The organism is Pseudomonas sp. MF6751 (genome assembly GCF_016613265.1).
Taxonomy (GTDB): domain Bacteria; phylum Pseudomonadota; class Gammaproteobacteria; order Pseudomonadales; family Pseudomonadaceae; genus Aquipseudomonas; species Aquipseudomonas fluorescens_BV.
The window spans coordinates 18,494-33,753 of record NZ_JAENSV010000012.1 but is presented as its reverse complement, the minus strand read 5'-3'; the positions used below and the strand labels follow the sequence as shown (position 1 = coordinate 33,753).

The 15,260-nt window shown below is 56.5% G+C and carries 11 protein-coding genes; 3 read left to right on the top strand and 8 right to left on the bottom strand.

The genetic code is table 11. The annotated features are described in order from the left end of the window. Positions 1-43: 43 nt before the first annotated feature. Both JJD66_RS12510 and JJD66_RS12505 read left to right on the top strand, forming a co-directional pair. Positions 44-1,381, top strand: coding sequence for an imelysin family protein (locus tag JJD66_RS12510; RefSeq protein WP_105228131.1), 1,338 nt, complete (start codon positions 44-46; stop codon positions 1,379-1,381). A 766-nt stretch (positions 1,382-2,147) separates the two neighbouring features. After that, positions 2,148-3,602, top strand: a complete 1,455-nt coding sequence (locus JJD66_RS12505) for a TrkH family potassium uptake protein (RefSeq protein WP_003193780.1) — start codon at positions 2,148-2,150, stop codon at positions 3,600-3,602. Here the strand turns inward: JJD66_RS12505 and JJD66_RS12500 are convergent. The 3 genes from JJD66_RS12500 to JJD66_RS12490 all read right to left on the bottom strand — a co-directional run bounded on the left by JJD66_RS12500 (position 3,559) and on the right by JJD66_RS12490 (position 5,887). Further along, the gene (locus JJD66_RS12500) at positions 3,559-4,617 is read right to left on the bottom strand and encodes an AraC family transcriptional regulator (RefSeq protein WP_034128534.1); all 1,059 of its coding nucleotides are present in this window, start codon (positions 4,615-4,617) and stop codon (positions 3,559-3,561) included. The genes JJD66_RS12505 and JJD66_RS12500 overlap by 44 nt on opposite strands. A 209-nt stretch (positions 4,618-4,826) precedes the next feature. Further along, entirely contained in the window at positions 4,827-5,339 is a 513-nt protein-coding gene (locus JJD66_RS12495; RefSeq protein WP_200648289.1) for a DUF2514 family protein, read from the bottom strand. Continuing rightward, positions 5,336-5,887, bottom strand: coding sequence for a glycoside hydrolase family 19 protein (locus tag JJD66_RS12490; protein WP_200648288.1), 552 nt, complete (start codon positions 5,885-5,887; stop codon positions 5,336-5,338). Before JJD66_RS12490 ends, JJD66_RS12495 begins: the two co-directional genes overlap by 4 nt. A gap of 143 nt (positions 5,888-6,030) precedes the next feature. On the opposite strand from JJD66_RS12490, the gene JJD66_RS12485 reads away from it, so the two are divergent. Continuing rightward, on the top strand, positions 6,031-7,926 hold the full coding sequence (locus JJD66_RS12485; protein WP_200648287.1) for an acyltransferase family protein: 1,896 nt from the start codon (positions 6,031-6,033) through the stop codon (positions 7,924-7,926). A gap of 30 nt (positions 7,927-7,956) precedes the next feature. On the opposite strand, the gene JJD66_RS12480 is transcribed toward JJD66_RS12485, so the two are convergent. The 5 genes from JJD66_RS12480 to JJD66_RS12460 form a co-directional block, all read right to left on the bottom strand. Continuing rightward, positions 7,957-9,927 carry a hypothetical protein gene (locus JJD66_RS12480; RefSeq protein WP_200648286.1) on the bottom strand — a complete coding sequence of 657 codons (1,971 nt, stop codon included), beginning with the start codon at positions 9,925-9,927 and terminating at the stop codon, positions 7,957-7,959. Positions 9,928-10,279: 352 nt separating this feature from the next. Beyond that, positions 10,280-11,041 (bottom strand): hypothetical protein, encoded by a 762-nt coding sequence (locus tag JJD66_RS12475; RefSeq protein WP_200648285.1) that lies wholly within the window; start codon positions 11,039-11,041, stop codon positions 10,280-10,282. Next, positions 11,038-13,122: a hypothetical protein gene (locus JJD66_RS12470; protein ID WP_200648284.1), complete on the bottom strand. Its 2,085-nt coding sequence runs from the start codon at positions 13,120-13,122 to the stop codon at positions 11,038-11,040. The genes JJD66_RS12475 and JJD66_RS12470 overlap by 4 nt, the downstream gene beginning before the upstream one ends. 76 nt (positions 13,123-13,198) lie before the next feature. After that, positions 13,199-14,809 (bottom strand): phage terminase large subunit, encoded by a 1,611-nt coding sequence (terL, locus tag JJD66_RS12465; RefSeq protein ID WP_200648283.1) that lies wholly within the window; start codon positions 14,807-14,809, stop codon positions 13,199-13,201. After that, positions 14,806-15,255: a terminase small subunit gene (locus JJD66_RS12460; protein ID WP_200648282.1), complete on the bottom strand. Its 450-nt coding sequence runs from the start codon at positions 15,253-15,255 to the stop codon at positions 14,806-14,808. Before JJD66_RS12460 ends, terL begins: the two co-directional genes overlap by 4 nt. Positions 15,256-15,260: the final 5 nt, after the last annotated feature.

The following is a 15,260-nucleotide window of genomic DNA, read 5'->3' as shown; positions in this document are numbered from 1 at the left end:
GCTCCCCGCGCGCCCTTTCAACAACCGAAGCAGGATGTTCGCCATGATTCGTATGCCCCTGGCCACCGCCAGTCTGCTGGCCATTGCCATTTCTCTCGCCGGTTGCGGCGAAGGTAAAGACAAGGCCGCCGCGCCCCAGGCACCCGCTGCCGCCAGCACTACCGCACCGGCGGCTGCCCCGGCTGGCCAGGTCGACGAAGCGGCCGCCAAGGCCGTGGTCGCGCACTACGCAGACATGGTGTTTGCGGTGTACAGCGATGCCGAATCCACCGCAAAAACCCTGCAGACCGCAATCGATACCTTCCTCGCCAACCCGAACGACGAAACCCTGAAAGCGGCCCGTACCGCCTGGATCGCCGCACGCGTACCCTACCTGCAGAGCGAAGTATTCCGCTTCGGCAACACCATCATCGACGACTGGGAAGGCCAGGTGAACGCCTGGCCCCTGGACGAAGGCCTGATCGACTACGTCGACAAGTCCTACGAGCACGCGCTGGGTAACCCAGGTGCGAACGCCAATATCATCGCCAATAACGAGATCCAGGTCGGCGAAGACAAGGTCGACGTCAAGGAGATCACTCCGGAAAAACTCGCCAGCCTCAATGAACTGGGCGGTTCCGAAGCGAACGTCGCCACCGGCTACCACGCCATCGAATTCCTGCTGTGGGGCCAGGACCTCAACGGCACCGGCCCAGGCGCGGGCAACCGCCCGGCATCGGACTACATGACCGGTGACGGTGCAACCGGCGGCCACAACGAGCGTCGCCGCACTTACCTGCGCGCTGTCACACAACTGCTGGTCAGCGACCTGCAGGAAATGGTCGGCAACTGGAAGCCCAACGTCGAAGACAACTACCGCGCCACCCTGGAGTCGGAACCGGGCACCGATGGCTTGCGTAAAATGCTGTTCGGCATGGGCAGCCTGTCTCTGGGCGAACTTGCCGGGGAGCGCATGAAAGTGTCCCTGGAAGCCAACTCGCCGGAAGACGAACAGGACTGCTTCAGCGACAACACCCATTACTCGCACTTCTATGACGCCAAGGGCATCCGTAACGTCTACCTGGGCGAATACACCCGTGTTGACGGCACCAAGCTGACCGGCGCCAGCCTGTCGTCCCTGGTGGCCAAGGCCGATCCGGCAGCCGATGCAGCCCTCAAGGCTGACCTGGCGGCCACCGAAGCGAAGATCCAGGTGATGGTTGACCACGCCAACAACGGCGAGCACTACGACCAGTTGATCGCCGCCGACAATGAAAAGGGCAACCAGATCGTGCGTGACTCGATTGCCGCCCTGGTCAAGCAGACCGGCTCGATCGAGGCTGCTGCCGGCAAGCTGGGTATCAGTGACCTGAACCCGGACAGCGCTGATCACGAGTTCTGATCAAGCGCAGTTGAAAGAGGCGACCTGCGGGTCGCCTTTTTCATGCGCGCAATAACTGCCGCCGCTATACCTGTAGGAGCTGGCTTGCCGGCGATGGCGGTGGTCCGGTCGACTAATTGTCACGGATACACCGCCATCGCAGCAGAGGTATCTACACAACTTTGCAGACCGCCCGTAGCAGCCGACGGTAACCACGATGCGAAGCGAGTCGCTCTTGATCTTGCTCTTGATCTGCTTTTGATCTTAGGCGCCCCGTTAAACCACGCTGGCCGAACGCAGGCTTGAATTCGTGGGTAACCCGGCAGGACGCCGGGTTAGCCGCCCCGCGCCATGGATGGCGCGTGGCGGCGGCCCACGGATTCAAGTCTGCGTTCGGGCACACCGAGCCCAAGCGAGGTGCCGAGTGGTGGGGCAAGAGCGCTTTGCTTACTTTGCCGCTTTTGCAAAGTGAGCCGCCGTCAGGGCGGAACCCTAAGTAGCCGTTACCGCAGGAATGGATATGTACACAATCCAACTGTGTTGACTGTTAGGCAGTCTTCGCAGGCAAGCCAGCTCCCACATTTGGATCGTGGTGTGTCAGGGAAATCTGCGTCAGTTGATAGGTTGTCACGGGAGCAAGCTCCCTCGCCACAGCTTCAGCGTCGCTGCGAAGTTGTGTAAACACCAAGCCACACACAGGGGTTCTCCATCAACCGGCAGCCCTTGGTTTACAAGACCTGCACCGCAGGTAGAATGGCGCCTCTGCCCAATCACCCGAGCGAACTTCATGGCGTTGCCGACCCTGCGCATCATCGGTTTCATCATCGGCATCTTCCTGATCACCCTTGCGGTCGCCATGGTGATCCCGATGGCGACCCTGGTGATCTTCGAACGCACCAGCGACCTGCCCTCGTTCCTGTGGGCCAGCCTGATTACCTTTATCGCCGGCCTGGCGCTGGTCATCCCTGGTCGCCCAGAGCACGTGCACCTGCGCCCCAGGGACATGTACCTGCTGACGGTCAGTAGTTGGGTGGTGGTGTGCATCTTCGCCGCCCTGCCCTTTTTGCTGACCCAGCACATCAGCTACACCGACTCGTTCTTTGAAAGCATGTCCGGCATCACCGCCACAGGCTCCACCGTGTTGAGCGGGCTGGACAGCATGTCGCCGGGCATCTTGATGTGGCGTTCGCTGCTGCACTGGCTCGGCGGTATCGGCTTTATCGGCATGGCGGTGGCGATCCTGCCGCTGCTGCGCATTGGTGGCATGCGCCTGTTCCAGACCGAATCCTCGGATCGCTCGGAAAAGGTCATGCCTCGTTCACACATGGTGGCGCGCCTGATCGTGGCGGCGTATGTGGGCATCACCATCTTCGGCAGCCTGGCCTTCTGGTGGGCCGGAATGGGCGTGTTCGATGCGATCAACCATGCGATGTCGGCAATCTCTACGGGTGGGTTTTCCACCTCGGACGAGTCCCTGGCCCATTGGAAACAACCGGCGGTGCACTGGGTCGCGGTGGTGGTGATGATCCTGGGCAGCTTGCCGTTCGCCCTGTACGTGGCCACTTTGCGCGGTAACCGTCGGGCGCTGATCAAGGACCAGCAGGTGCAAGGCTTGCTCGGCCTGTTGCTGGTGACCTGGCTGGTACTCGGCACCTGGTACTGGTGGACCACCAACCTGCACTGGCTCGATGCCTTGCGCCATGTGGCGCTGAACGTGACGTCTGTGGTGACCACCACCGGCTTTGCACTGGGGGACTACAGCCTGTGGGGCAACTTCTCACTGATGCTGTTTTTCTACCTGGGCTTTATCGGCGGCTGCTCGGGCTCCACCGCGGGCGGTATCAAAATCTTTCGTTTCCAGGTGGCCTACATCCTGCTCAAGGCCAACTTGAATCAGTTGATCCATCCGCGCGCGGTGATCAAGCAGAAGTACAACGGCCATCGCCTCGATGAAGAGATTGTGCGGTCGATCCTGACTTTTTCGTTTTTCTTCGCCATCACCATCTGCATGATCGCCCTGGCCCTGTCGCTGCTGGGCGTGGACTGGATGACCGCGTTGACCGGCGCCGCCAGTACCGTTTCCGGCGTGGGCCCCGGCCTGGGGGAAACCATCGGCCCGGCCGGTAACTTCGCCACCCTGCCGGATGCCGCCAAGTGGATCCTGTCTTTGGGCATGTTGTTGGGTCGCCTGGAGATCATCACCGTGTTTGTGTTGTGCATTCCGGCGTTCTGGCGTCACTGACCGACGACATTTGTTGCAAGCGCGCCCGATATTCACCGGGCGTGGCATCGAACCAGCGGCGAAACGCGCGGAAAAAGTTGCTCGGGTCGGCAAACCCCAGCAGGTAAGCGATTTCCAGCAAGGTCATGCTGGGTTGTGCCAGGTACTGCTCGGCCAGTTCGCGCCGTGTGTCATCAAGCAAGGCCTGGAAGCTGGTGCCCTCCTCCTGCAGCCGCCGCTGCAAGGTGCGCTGGGACAGGTGCAACGTCTGGGCCACGGCTTCGCGCTTGGGCTCGCCCTGAGGCAACAGGCGGCACAGCACCTGACGCGCCTTATGGGTCACGCGGCTTTCGGAAAAACGCGCCAGGTATTCACCGGCAAAGCGATCATGCAACAGCGCCATGGCTTCGTTGGCCGTGGGCAGCGGCGCCTCCATGTCCGCCTGCTCGAAAATCAGCGCGTCATAGGGTGCATTGAATTGCAAAGGCGCATGAAAGGCCTGTTGGTAGGGCGCCAGGTCCGCTGGCTGCTCGCCTTGCAGCAGCACTTTGCGGGGCTGCAGTGTGCGCCCGGTGAGCCAGCCACATAGGGCCAGGGCGCTGGCCAGCGAGGCTTCGGCGCTTTGACGGGTCGGCGGCAAGTGATCGCCATGCACCGTCAGAATCAACGCATAGCCTTCGGGTAACAGTCGAAAACTCAAGTCAGCACTTTCGGCGATGATGCGCTGGTAGCGCACCAATCGCATAAAGCCTTCGGCCAGGGTGTTGCTGGACATCAACGCATAACCGGCAACATGAAACGAGGCAGGCCGCACCACCTTGCCCATGTTCAGGCCAATCGCCGGGTTGCCCGACACCTCTACCGCGCGTTGCCACAGGCGGGTCATGGCGTCTTGCGGGAAGCGCGCGTCGGGGTCACTGAGGGCGGCGTAGTCCAGGCCCAGTTGCTTGAACAAGGCACGGCAATCCAGGCCATCCATTTCCAGCGCCTTGACGATGCCCATCGCCCAGCTTGCAGAAGTTGTTCGTTCGCTCATGGCGTCTTCTTGTTGAAAGCAGGCTCAAACGGCAGCCAGGAAGCCAAGGATACTAACCTGTAGGGGGTAATTCACAGCCCTTTAAGATCAAGGGCTCCAGCGCGATAGAAATTTCGTGCTGGGGCTTCATAGGGCCTCTTGGGGTCCGCAATGCCAACATAATGACAGCTTGGCATTTTCTACGGCGTTCTGCCGGCCGAACACAATCCCTATTCCCCCAACCCATCATAAGCCCGCTCGCACGTCACTCCACGGCTCCCGCGTTGATCAGCAGTTGCCGCCAGGTCTCCCGCTCTTTGGTCAGCGCGCTTGAGCACGTCGGCAAACACCATGACGGCTCGGGTAGCTGCCTGGCTTGCGGCGGCAGTGCAGGAATGGTCGCCGGCTTGACTGGCTGCGACTCTACCGGCAGTTGCGTCGGCTGCATCCCGCAAGCTGCGATCATTGCGAGAAGCGGCAGCATCAGCATATGCCTGATCAATGACTTTCTGACCATCTTGGATCACCTTGTTGATTGTCTGTTGGCGGGCCTGCTCTTTGGCGCGCTCAGTGGATTCGTTCAGAGCCTTCGCCGCGGCGTCGTTGGTGTCTCGGGCGCTCCACTTGGCCTGCCACTCAGCATCGGTTACCGACTGGCCGTGGCTGTAGGCGAGGAACAGGCCGGCCAGGACGACGGCAAGCGCTGCTATATATGGAAGGGCTTTCAGCCACAGGGCGTTCATGCCAGCACCTTCAACGCAGCGTTATAGAAGGAAACGCGCTCGGCCAGCCCATTCAAGCCGCCATTGATGCGCCGGGTAATGCCATTGAAGTCTCCTGCGTCAGCCAGCTTGTTCAGGTCGCGGGAGCTCCAGAACCACCCGGCAGACTTGGCCGCCCACTCTGCCTGCTCAAGTAGTTCAGGGGTGCGCAGTAGGCGATCGTCACTGAACAGGGCCTTGCTGCACGCCAGGTAGTTGTCGCGCCCAGTGATCTGGATCAGCCCCCGCCCGCGATACTTCTGCCCGTCACCGTCGGCCTCTGGAGTATTTCCGAGACGCTTGGCCAGGGCGCCAGTGTCGTACTTGCTCAGGTACTGATCGCCGCCAAGCTCCCGAACGTAGCGGAATTGGCCCGACTCATGACCTACCTGGGCAATGAACGCGGCCATTCGTAGACGGGTATTAATCTGGTATTTGTCCATAGCGAGATTCAGCGCAGACGCAAAAACGCCGGCATTGCGGCCGGCGTTCGGGAGGATCTGCAGCAACTGCTGCTCGGTGATCGGCATGGCCTTCTCCAGGCAATAAAAAGCCCGCGCAATGGCGGGCGGTTAAAACGAGTTATGTAACTTCACTGACACACCGGGCAATCGCTTGTAGAATCCCGGCCAAAATCAATTAACCACTGGGCATGCCCAGAGATAGGGAAGTCATGCACAACAAAAACATGAGCTACCGGCCAGATATAGACGGTCTGAGAGCCATCGCCGTACTGCTGGTGGTGCTGAACCACGTAGGCTTTAGCGCGTTTTCTGGTGGATATATCGGCGTCGATGTGTTCTTCGTTATCTCGGGCTATCTCATAACTAGTATTATTTCGCGCCAGATGGAAAGAGGGGATTTTTCTTTCTCTGACTTCTACATGCGCCGGGCTCGACGGATATTGCCAGCGCTCTACGTAGTGTTGCTGTCCGTGATGGCTGCAGGCTATTACCTGTATCTGCCAAGCGACTACAGCGTTCTATCTCAAAGCACTTTGAGTGCGATCGCCTTTGCGTCAAACGTTTTTTTCTGGAAAAACTCTGGCGGGTATTTCTCATCCAGCGCCGAAGAAATGCCGCTCCTACACATCTGGTCGCTTTCGGTTGAAGAGCAGTTCTATTTCGTATGGCCGCTGGCCCTGATCCTAATCATAAAGCTCAAGTCCAGCGCCTGGCGCCTGGCTGTTATAGCCGCGGCACTCGTTGCGTCCTTCGCTCTTGCGGAAATAGGTGTTCAGCGCGAATGGTCCAGCACTTATTTTTTACTGCCTTCGCGAGCTGGTGAACTTATGGTTGGCGCTATCCTGGCCATTTGGCTCTCTAAACGCAAACCTATCAATACGGCGAGCATCGCACCCAATATCGCAGCGTTCGCGGGCTTGCTGATGATCATAGCGCCAGCTTTCCTGCTTTCCAAAAACTCTGGATTCCCTGGAGTAAACGCCCTGATCCCGTGCGTTGGCGCGGCCCTGATTATCGGGTCTCGGACCTTCGGAAAAACGCTGGTATCGCACGCGCTGTCAACTCGACCGCTTGTATTCGTTGGCCTTATTTCATACTCCCTGTACCTGTGGCATTGGCCGCTAATCAGCTTCTTGCGTTACTCCAAAGTTGAAATAACCACCGAGATAGCCGTAGGTTTGGTTGCTGCTTCCGCGCTGATGGGCTATCTGAGCTGGCGCTTTGTAGAACAGGCATTCCGCCACCGATCTACACCAATGACGGCTGCATTGATCTCAGCGGCTGTTGCCGGGCTTATCTGCACTATCGCTCTGCCTTTAGCTGTGTACCTCAAGGATGGCTACCCTGCACGCTTCCCGTACGCCTTGCTTACTCAGGACCAATTGACTGCGGAGCGGTCTAGATATTGGAATGGCATGACTACGAAGGCAACTCAGTTCGACGACTCAAGCAAGCTAAAAAAGGTTGCTGTCGTGGGGAATTCCCACGCTTATGATTTCTCATATGCGCTTACTGAAAATGGTTTTAACGGACAGATAAAGCTTATTGAGACATCATTCTACTGCTTTAATTTTTCAAACAATTTTGTTTGGCCTACCAAAGAGCAAGATTGCAAAAACGAGCTGAAAACTGTTTTGGAATCTCCTGAGCTGAAAACAGCTGATGCGATTTATCTGCATGATAATTGGGGCAGCAAAAATCTGGATGGACTGAAAGAGATGATTAACAAAATAAGAGCGATTAGCCCTGCTCCTATTTTTGTCATAGGTCCAAAGATGATCTTTAATGACACAGCGCTAAACATATCAAAATACGCCCAGCAGGCTCATAAAATATCACCATTGACGATAAACGCGTTTTCTAGAAGCTTCCAAACCGTAGAGCGTTACGCTTACGATCAGGAATTAAAAACCTTCTTCAATGAAAACAAGTTCGAAAACGTCAAGTATGAAAGCGCTCTTGATGTTCAGTGCGGAAAATCATACGAGTGCAACATAATCTCAGAAAAAGGCGCTTATCTGTACTTTGATGCCGAGCATTTCACGCTGGAAGGCTCGCGAGAATTCGGAAGTAGGCTAAAGATAGCCGCCCCCGAACTGTTCTAAAACAAACGCCCACATCCTAGTGGGCGTTTTTTATTGAAGAACGAACGCCGAACCGTCATCGATGCTTGTCGGCGCCCCAAACTTAATTCGCAGCTTGCTGGTGCCGGCCCATATGTGAAATCCATTTACGTTCAAATGAGGCGCGTTCCACGCTCCACCGATTTCTAAACCGGATGACTTGAACGTGCCAAGCGATGCGCCGGAACCATTCTGAATATCAACCTGGTTGACGGCTGTCGCGACAACGGCGGATAGCCTTGACCCGTTGTTGTCCTGGAAGATTACTGATGGTGCTGCCCCCCTCACAGTCTGTGCGTTTGCGCCGTATGACCGGGCCTCTGCAAGTGGCGAGATTCTCGACATGACACCAATGTGATGGTTTTCTCCAAGAAATATATTTCGCGTGGCAGACGCCGATCCGGAAATGTCATAACCAATCGCGCCAGGATCAGAGTTAAACGTCATGCTATTTATCATTGTTCGAAGAGATCCGTTAACAACAACATGCGCCAAATCTGATCCCGTGTCAGCGTTGTATTTCATGTAGTGGTCACGCATACCAACGCTTGCGGCACCTTCGATATTAATCTGGCTGCGATTTCCAGACAAAGCACAATCCTCACTATACCCTCCTGCTATACGGGCAATACAGCTTGCACCGTAAATCCCAATGCCCTCTACGGAAGATTTTTCGTTTTTACACCCCCACCATTCGACTTCACCAATATTCTCAACTCGCCAATTTATAGTATTGTTTACGGCATAAACCCGATTGAATGTAATGCATGTCGAGTAGGGGTTGTAAAAATGGAATCCGAATTCGTTTTCCCTGGACAGTACATTGTCAAAAAGAAAGTCAACCACAAAAGCGTCATCGTCGACAAACGTTTTACCATTAAACCTCTGCGATTGGCAGTCGCGCATCCAGGAGTGATGCATACCACCGATATTCACAGCTGTGCTTGCAATCCTCGATGCTCCAGACGTACCAATACCCCCGTCAAAAAGTATTCCTTCAATGCCGATGCTTTTGAACTCACCGCTCGCCCTGTCGGGTATCGATTGAGTAAAGATCGTACCATTGGGCTTAGTGCAGTAAACACGGGTATTCTTGGGGCCATCTCCGCGCACCACAATTCCCGATCTTAGCTGAATATCGGCAAAATCGTAATCATGCCCGCCAGGGAGGTGGATACGCATGCCGCTACGCTGCCCACTGTTTAGATTGTAAGATGCCTTATCAATTGCAATATTCATTGCGTCAGACCATGAGGTGCCGCCGCCCTGTTTGGCCCATACATCTTGAATGTTAATTTCGTCGTCAAGGCGATCCTTAAGAACTCGGCCAGAGTAGCCAAAAAGTGCGACGCCCTTTGTCTCATCCGTAGCGTTTGCAGCGTCAGCCTTGGACAATTTAGAATCAATTTCACTTTGCTGGGCGGCGCTGATGTCGTTAGGTTCCCAGCCAGACGCCCGATAAATATATTCAGTGCCGATCGGCAGAAGAATTACCCTGTCGCCAATCTGAAGCGGCTGACCATCATCTCTCTGTGTTGGAAGTGAATTGCTTGAAGACAAGAATCGTGCAACCTCAATCCTTGCGTCGTCGGCAGATTGTTGCGCAGACGCAGCTGCTTCAGTAGCTGTTTCAGTAGCCTCAATCACCGCAGCGGCAGAAAGTGACCTTTTACCAGTATCAACTGCTGCACCGCTAACTTTTTTCCAAACGGCGTAAATCTCATCTGCGTCAGAAGACTGAACAAGGAAAATCCCGCCTTCAGGAGTATTCGCTAGTCCAACCGCTGTGCTCGGATAGATCGAGCTTGATACGCTGGCCTTGTCCTCAATCTCCCTGATAATCAACTTCAGGTTTTTGATGTCGCCTGATTCTGTTGGGATACCGCCAGCATCAATCGCATCATTATTGAATCGGAAGGTGATATTGCTGCCGATCTCCGCGCGAACAGTCGCGATTTCAAGTCGCTGAGTCTGGTCAGTCATGTCGTTTCCTTGGGGCGTGTTTAATGAGCGCGGCCGGGTTCGGCCAACGAAAGTTGGGGCGGTTTAGTGGTTTCGGTTAAAGCCAGTTACCGGAGAAGAAGTCGCCGCTGTTGCTGATGAGCATGAATGACCATGTGATGTTTCCGGCGATCACGATTATCACAGACGAGCAGGCGATCGAGGGGCAGCCATGGTCTTCGGTATCGAAGGGGCCACTACAGGTGTTCGAAATTGGAAACTATGTCACCGTGTTCGGGGTGAGCCGGCAGACTATTGTGTTTAGGCGGATTTAGGTGTCAGACAAAAGAATGCCTGCGCGGATTAACCGACGCAGGCGTTCAGGCTCGTCAGACTATAGCGTAAGCCCGTACACCGACTGGATGTAAGATCTGATTTTGGATAGCAGTGCGACAGAATCGGTGCCTGCCGAGTTTAGGGCTACATTACTGATAAAAATGTCGGAAACGTCACCATCCCAAAACTGGCTACCACCGGGCAGACCGCCTAGCGCAAAGTCTGAAAGGCTTGGCGCGCCAGCAGCAGGAACCGTACTGAGAATTCCGTTTACCATCAGAAAGATGTTGACCCCATCGAACCCAGCAGCGAAAGCGAAAGGCTGCCCCAGAGTGATACCAAGCGCGGCCGTACTAGCTGTGCCGTACTGAAGCTTAAGCGCTGAAGTATTCAATGTGGCGTTTAGTATGCATCGCACACTTGTAGACGTGAAAGTGGCCAGCAGGTTGCTGGTGGCAGCATTAGTGCGCAGAGTGGCCACTCCGGCCCACGTAAACGGCAAGGCTAGATCAGTCATGGTGCCGGAAAAGATCGCTCGATCCGACTCCGCAGAGCTGAGTCTAGCTCCTGGGTAGATGCCGAAGATATTGTCGGTGAGTACCGGTGAGTTTCCAGCGCCCGCTCGGGTAAAAGCCGACGCCGTACCCTTCCTGTCTAGTAGGGCGATGATGTTGGACCCCTCTAATGTAACGCTGCGAGCGTCAGCCTGAAACCAGTTAATCAGGTGGCTGTCTCCGATCAGCGAATCGGCCAGCGAGCCGCCGATGGTCAGTGCATCATTGTTGAAGGCTTGGTTGATCCGGATTCCGGCGATGCTCATGCGGTAACTCCAATTTGTTGACGCAACAGGTTGTGTCGGATGTATTTTGGCGTGGCGTGTCCAAGGCGATGCGATGGCGACAGTGAATCTGTCAGGGCCACGGCATTACCAGCCATCGCATACCAGCCGGCGCCTGGGCCATTGTCCAAGGCGTAACGAATACGCGGGTTGGCGCCACTTGGCACCGAAGCCAATGTCAGGGTGATCGTGCTACCCGAATAGGCGACAGCAGTGATCGCGGTATCGCCGGAATCGTCTCGGTAGACAAAGCCGTCCTGGCTGACCTGCGGCACCCAATCAACATCCTTAGACACTGCTTTAGTGCCGGGAGGCAGCGCGACCGCGATGGTCACCGTCGCCCCAGAGCGTACGGCAGTGTTCATCCCAAGCGGCGACCAGGTCTTGCCGAGCGCTACCTGCAGGCGAAACTCGGCATGAACGTCGCCCTGCATGAGCCGGCCGAGAGCTGTCAAGTGCAGGGTGTCGAAAATCGGAAATGGGTACATGGCACCGACTAGCTTTGTATCGGTGCGGTTTTTGCTGGCGGCAATCTGCAGGGCCCCCACACCATTATCGGGAGCGGCGCCAACGATCTGCCACAAAGCAATATCGCAAACGCTGGCTTGCCCCAGTGCAGTTTTGAGCGCAGGAATCACCGCATCCGCCATTGATGCGAAATCAGCGGCCCAGTTGGTGCCGTTCTCGCCCTGGATGTAGGTCAGGAACCTGCACTCCACAGTTCTGCCGTACTTGGTGGCGCATACTTTTGCCCGGGCGGCGAAAGTCATCAAGTTGGTGTAGTTATTCGTGCCCGGCAAAAAACTGCCGGCGGGCTGCGACCCCTGCCAGGCGCTGGCCAAAATCGATGCAGCCTGGGGTATGCCGTTGTCGCATTGCAGTTGCGCCCATGCGATCGCCCGCATGGTGGCCGGGTACTGGCCGACCGTGGCGCCGGTCGGATCGTAGACTGGAACCAGATCAGTCAGCGTAGAGCCATCGACCAGCCCGTTGTTGCCCTGCATCTGGAAGCGCCCATCGAACGAAAGCGCCGTGTGCGGCCACAGCTTCCGGCTTTCTAACACGCCCGCAGTGCCTCCCTGGCCTGCGTTCGACTGCCCGTAGCTTGGGTCAAACTCCATCGGCACAGTACGATCAGCGACGATGGTGTCATAAGTGCCAGATGCCAACTGCTTGCCGTCGTATGTCTGACCGCCACGATCCTGGACGGCGGCGATGTTGAAGTCAGAATTTTTTCGAACGGAAAATACGGCGTACGATCCGCGCATATCACTCGGCGGCAGATAGGCCGAAACGCCACCGATGTTATCGGCGATGAACCTGATCGCTGAATCCGATAACAGCAAGTCCGTCCTACCATCATTTGGATTGAAAACTATCCCGTTCTTGCGGTCTACCAGGGACTGGATTATCGGAATGCCAAGCGGGCCGTCGCGGGCCGGCATGGAAGACGTGGAAGGGATCTCCAGGTGAGTTGCATACACGCCGCCGTTGATCAGAAAACCGACCACATTCCCTGTTTTACCCATTATCGGGAAAGCAAAGCCTGGCGCGCCGTCCCTATACAGGCCTACAGCATCATCACGGCTGATCCTGGCGTTTACCGCATCAACGGCTTTAGCGCTGGGTGACCGTCCAATCTCCACTGCCGCACCGGCATCATTGCGGTACTGGACAGAAAAATCGTTAGTCGCGCCGGGCACAGAGAACAGTCGATTTGTGGACCCGGTCCCGACTGTTGCGGCTATGCCGTCCGCTACTGTCAGGTACTGGTTGGCCGCAGCCATCGAAACGCTTGCCGCCAACTCGGATCGATCGGCGCTTTGGTCGGCAGAGAATACCGACCCCGTAAGATCCACTATCCCTTCCGCTACCGCCTGAACGATCGCCGCCTGGCCGTCCGCCTCAATACCGGCTGATACTTGCTTCAGATTCTGTATGTCGCCAGAGTCGGTTGGGATCGGCTCGGCCTCGACAGGATCATTAGAGAACCGGCTGACGATGTCGCTGGCGATCTCTGCTTTTACTGTGGCGAGTTCGAGCCGCTGTGTCTGGTCAGTCATGTCGTTTCCTTGGGGCGTGTTTAATGAGCGCAGCCGAGTTCGGCCAACGAAAGTTGGGGCGGGTTAGGGTTTTGGGTTAAAGCCAGTTGCCGGAGAAGAAATCGCCGCTGTTGCTGATGAGCATGTCCGCGACTGCGTCGAACATGGTGTCTACCTGGTCGTCGTGGTCGTGACTGTCATCGGCCGTGAAGGCTGATGCCTCGGTAAGGAAAGGCGCGACCCAGTCGGTGCTGGCGATTGTTTCGCCGCGATGATCCTTCACATGCTCTATCTTTCGTCCCTGGTCATCGAAAATTGCTGGCACGAAAACTCGGCCGGACTTGATCCAAGGCACCGCATCCATGCATCGGGTAACCTTGTTTGCCGCCGGTCCGCGGGGCTGAGGCTCAATTGGGATGGAGCCTTTCTTGCTGATGGTTTGAATCAGTCCAGTGCCTGACGATTTATCCTCTACCCGCATATATCGCAGCACGGCGGGCCGGAACGGATCCCAATCCCTCCACTTCTGCCAGATGCGTAGGGCTTCCGTTTCAAGATCGCCGGCATCCCATTTGCCGCGGTGCACATCGATGATGTAGAGGTTTCCGTCAACCCCCAGGCCGCAATGGTTGAACACCGAGAAGTCGTGCTGCTCGCCCGTTTTCTGTGCGGTATCGACGTACACGCCGCGCCAAACCAGAAAAGGCAACTGCTCGTATGTCTTGAACCAGTCGGCATCAATCATGCCCCCAGTGAGCGCCACCGGCTCCTGCTGGTATTGGCTGACCATGGTGTATGGGTCACGATCCCACAGAGCCATCAGGTCGACGACAGTTTCCTTGGCCGGCCAGTACGACCAATACTCCACGCCGCCACGGACGATTGAAGGGGCGCCAAAAACGTCTCGCTCGGCGTGTTCACGTATCTCGTCAGGAAGGCTGGCGATGTATTCGCGCGTAACCAGGGCTGGAACCTTGATGTGCGCGAAGTCCAGGCCCATGCCGCCCTTGAGCAGGAAGCCTGACACGTCGTCTGTGTGCAGGCGCTGCTGGGTGCAGATAACAGGGGTATCTGGCGAAGCCCTACGACTGCGCAGAGTGTTGGTGACAATCCGCTGGGCCTTGGCCCGCATGGTTGCGCTGAAGGCGCTGTCGGCCTTCTCCGGATCATCCAGGTTGATGAAGCCGGTGAAGCCTTCGGAGATATAGCCGCCACGCACACCGGTGATCTGGCCGCCAGTGGATCTGCTGAATATCTGGTGCTTATTGCGCCCGCGCTCGTCTGTGATGACCCAGTTGGCCACGTCGGCCTTTCCCAGGTCGCACGGCCACAAGTCCTGATATTCATCACTGGTGATGATGGACTTGATGCGGTTCGAGTTCTCCTCAACCAAAGCCTTTGAGTAGGAGACGTTTAGCGTGCGCGTGCGGTCGAATTTGGTAATGGCGTATGAAGGTACATGGATAGACCAGAATTCGGTCTTGGTTCCGCCCGGAGGCATGTTGAACACCACGTTCTTCAGTTCGCCCGACAGGACCCTCAAAGCCGTATGGTCCATGTAGCGGTGGTGCCAGTTGCAGAGCATCTTCATGCCCTGGTTAAGCTGGAAAAAAACGCGCATGAACGACAGCGGCGAGTGCTCGCTGATGAGTTTTGCTGCTTGTCGTTCTGCGCTGCTCATTACATCCCAGTCGAGCAGCTTGCTCATAGGCAGCCCAGGACAGAGTTCAAGGCCTTCTGATCGACCGTGACCGTGGAGCTGGTTTCAATCGGCGCGCCGTTCTTGCCGGTGAGCTCAACAATCTTCTTGTCCAGGCCCAAAAGCTTGGCCTTCCCCATGGTGGCTGAGACAGCTGCGGATGTCTGGGGGGTGTCGGCATCGAGCGCAGCCTTCCTGGCCTCCTCCAGCTCGGCAAGGAGCGTGTCCACGGTGATTTCGTGACGCTCCATGACTTTCTTCCTTAATTCTTCGAGCCTGGCTTGAACCTGGGGCTTCTGGAGTGTGTTGTAGCCTTCTCGGCCAATGGTGGCAGCGGCCATATTTTCTGTGTTGTAGGCGCGACGATAGGACTCGGCGGCGTTGGCTGTCTCGACGTAGGCAAGACAGAACTTTTCCATCTTGTCGCTGAAGTGACGCTTGCGCTTACGTTCCATATTTC

Coding starts and splice junctions, on each gene's coding strand:
- JJD66_RS12480 (WP_200648286.1), bottom strand. CDS start 9,927: ATGACTGACCAGACTCAGCGACTTGAAATCGCGACTGTTCGCGCGGAG.
- JJD66_RS12470 (WP_200648284.1), bottom strand. CDS start 13,122: ATGACTGACCAGACACAGCGGCTCGAACTCGCCACAGTAAAAGCAGAG.
- JJD66_RS12510 (WP_105228131.1), top strand. CDS start 44: ATGATTCGTATGCCCCTGGCCACCGCCAGTCTGCTGGCCATTGCCATT.
- JJD66_RS12490 (WP_200648288.1), bottom strand. CDS start 5,887: ATGCCGATCACCGAGCAGCAGTTGCTGCAGATCCTCCCGAACGCCGGC.
- JJD66_RS12495 (WP_200648289.1), bottom strand. CDS start 5,339: ATGAACGCCCTGTGGCTGAAAGCCCTTCCATATATAGCAGCGCTTGCC.
- JJD66_RS12475 (WP_200648285.1), bottom strand. CDS start 11,041: ATGAGCATCGCCGGAATCCGGATCAACCAAGCCTTCAACAATGATGCA.
- terL (WP_200648283.1), bottom strand. CDS start 14,809: ATGAGCAAGCTGCTCGACTGGGATGTAATGAGCAGCGCAGAACGACAA.
- JJD66_RS12460 (WP_200648282.1), bottom strand. CDS start 15,255: ATGGAACGTAAGCGCAAGCGTCACTTCAGCGACAAGATGGAAAAGTTC.
- JJD66_RS12505 (WP_003193780.1), top strand. CDS start 2,148: ATGGCGTTGCCGACCCTGCGCATCATCGGTTTCATCATCGGCATCTTC.
- JJD66_RS12485 (WP_200648287.1), top strand. CDS start 6,031: ATGCACAACAAAAACATGAGCTACCGGCCAGATATAGACGGTCTGAGA.
- JJD66_RS12500 (WP_034128534.1), bottom strand. CDS start 4,617: ATGAGCGAACGAACAACTTCTGCAAGCTGGGCGATGGGCATCGTCAAG.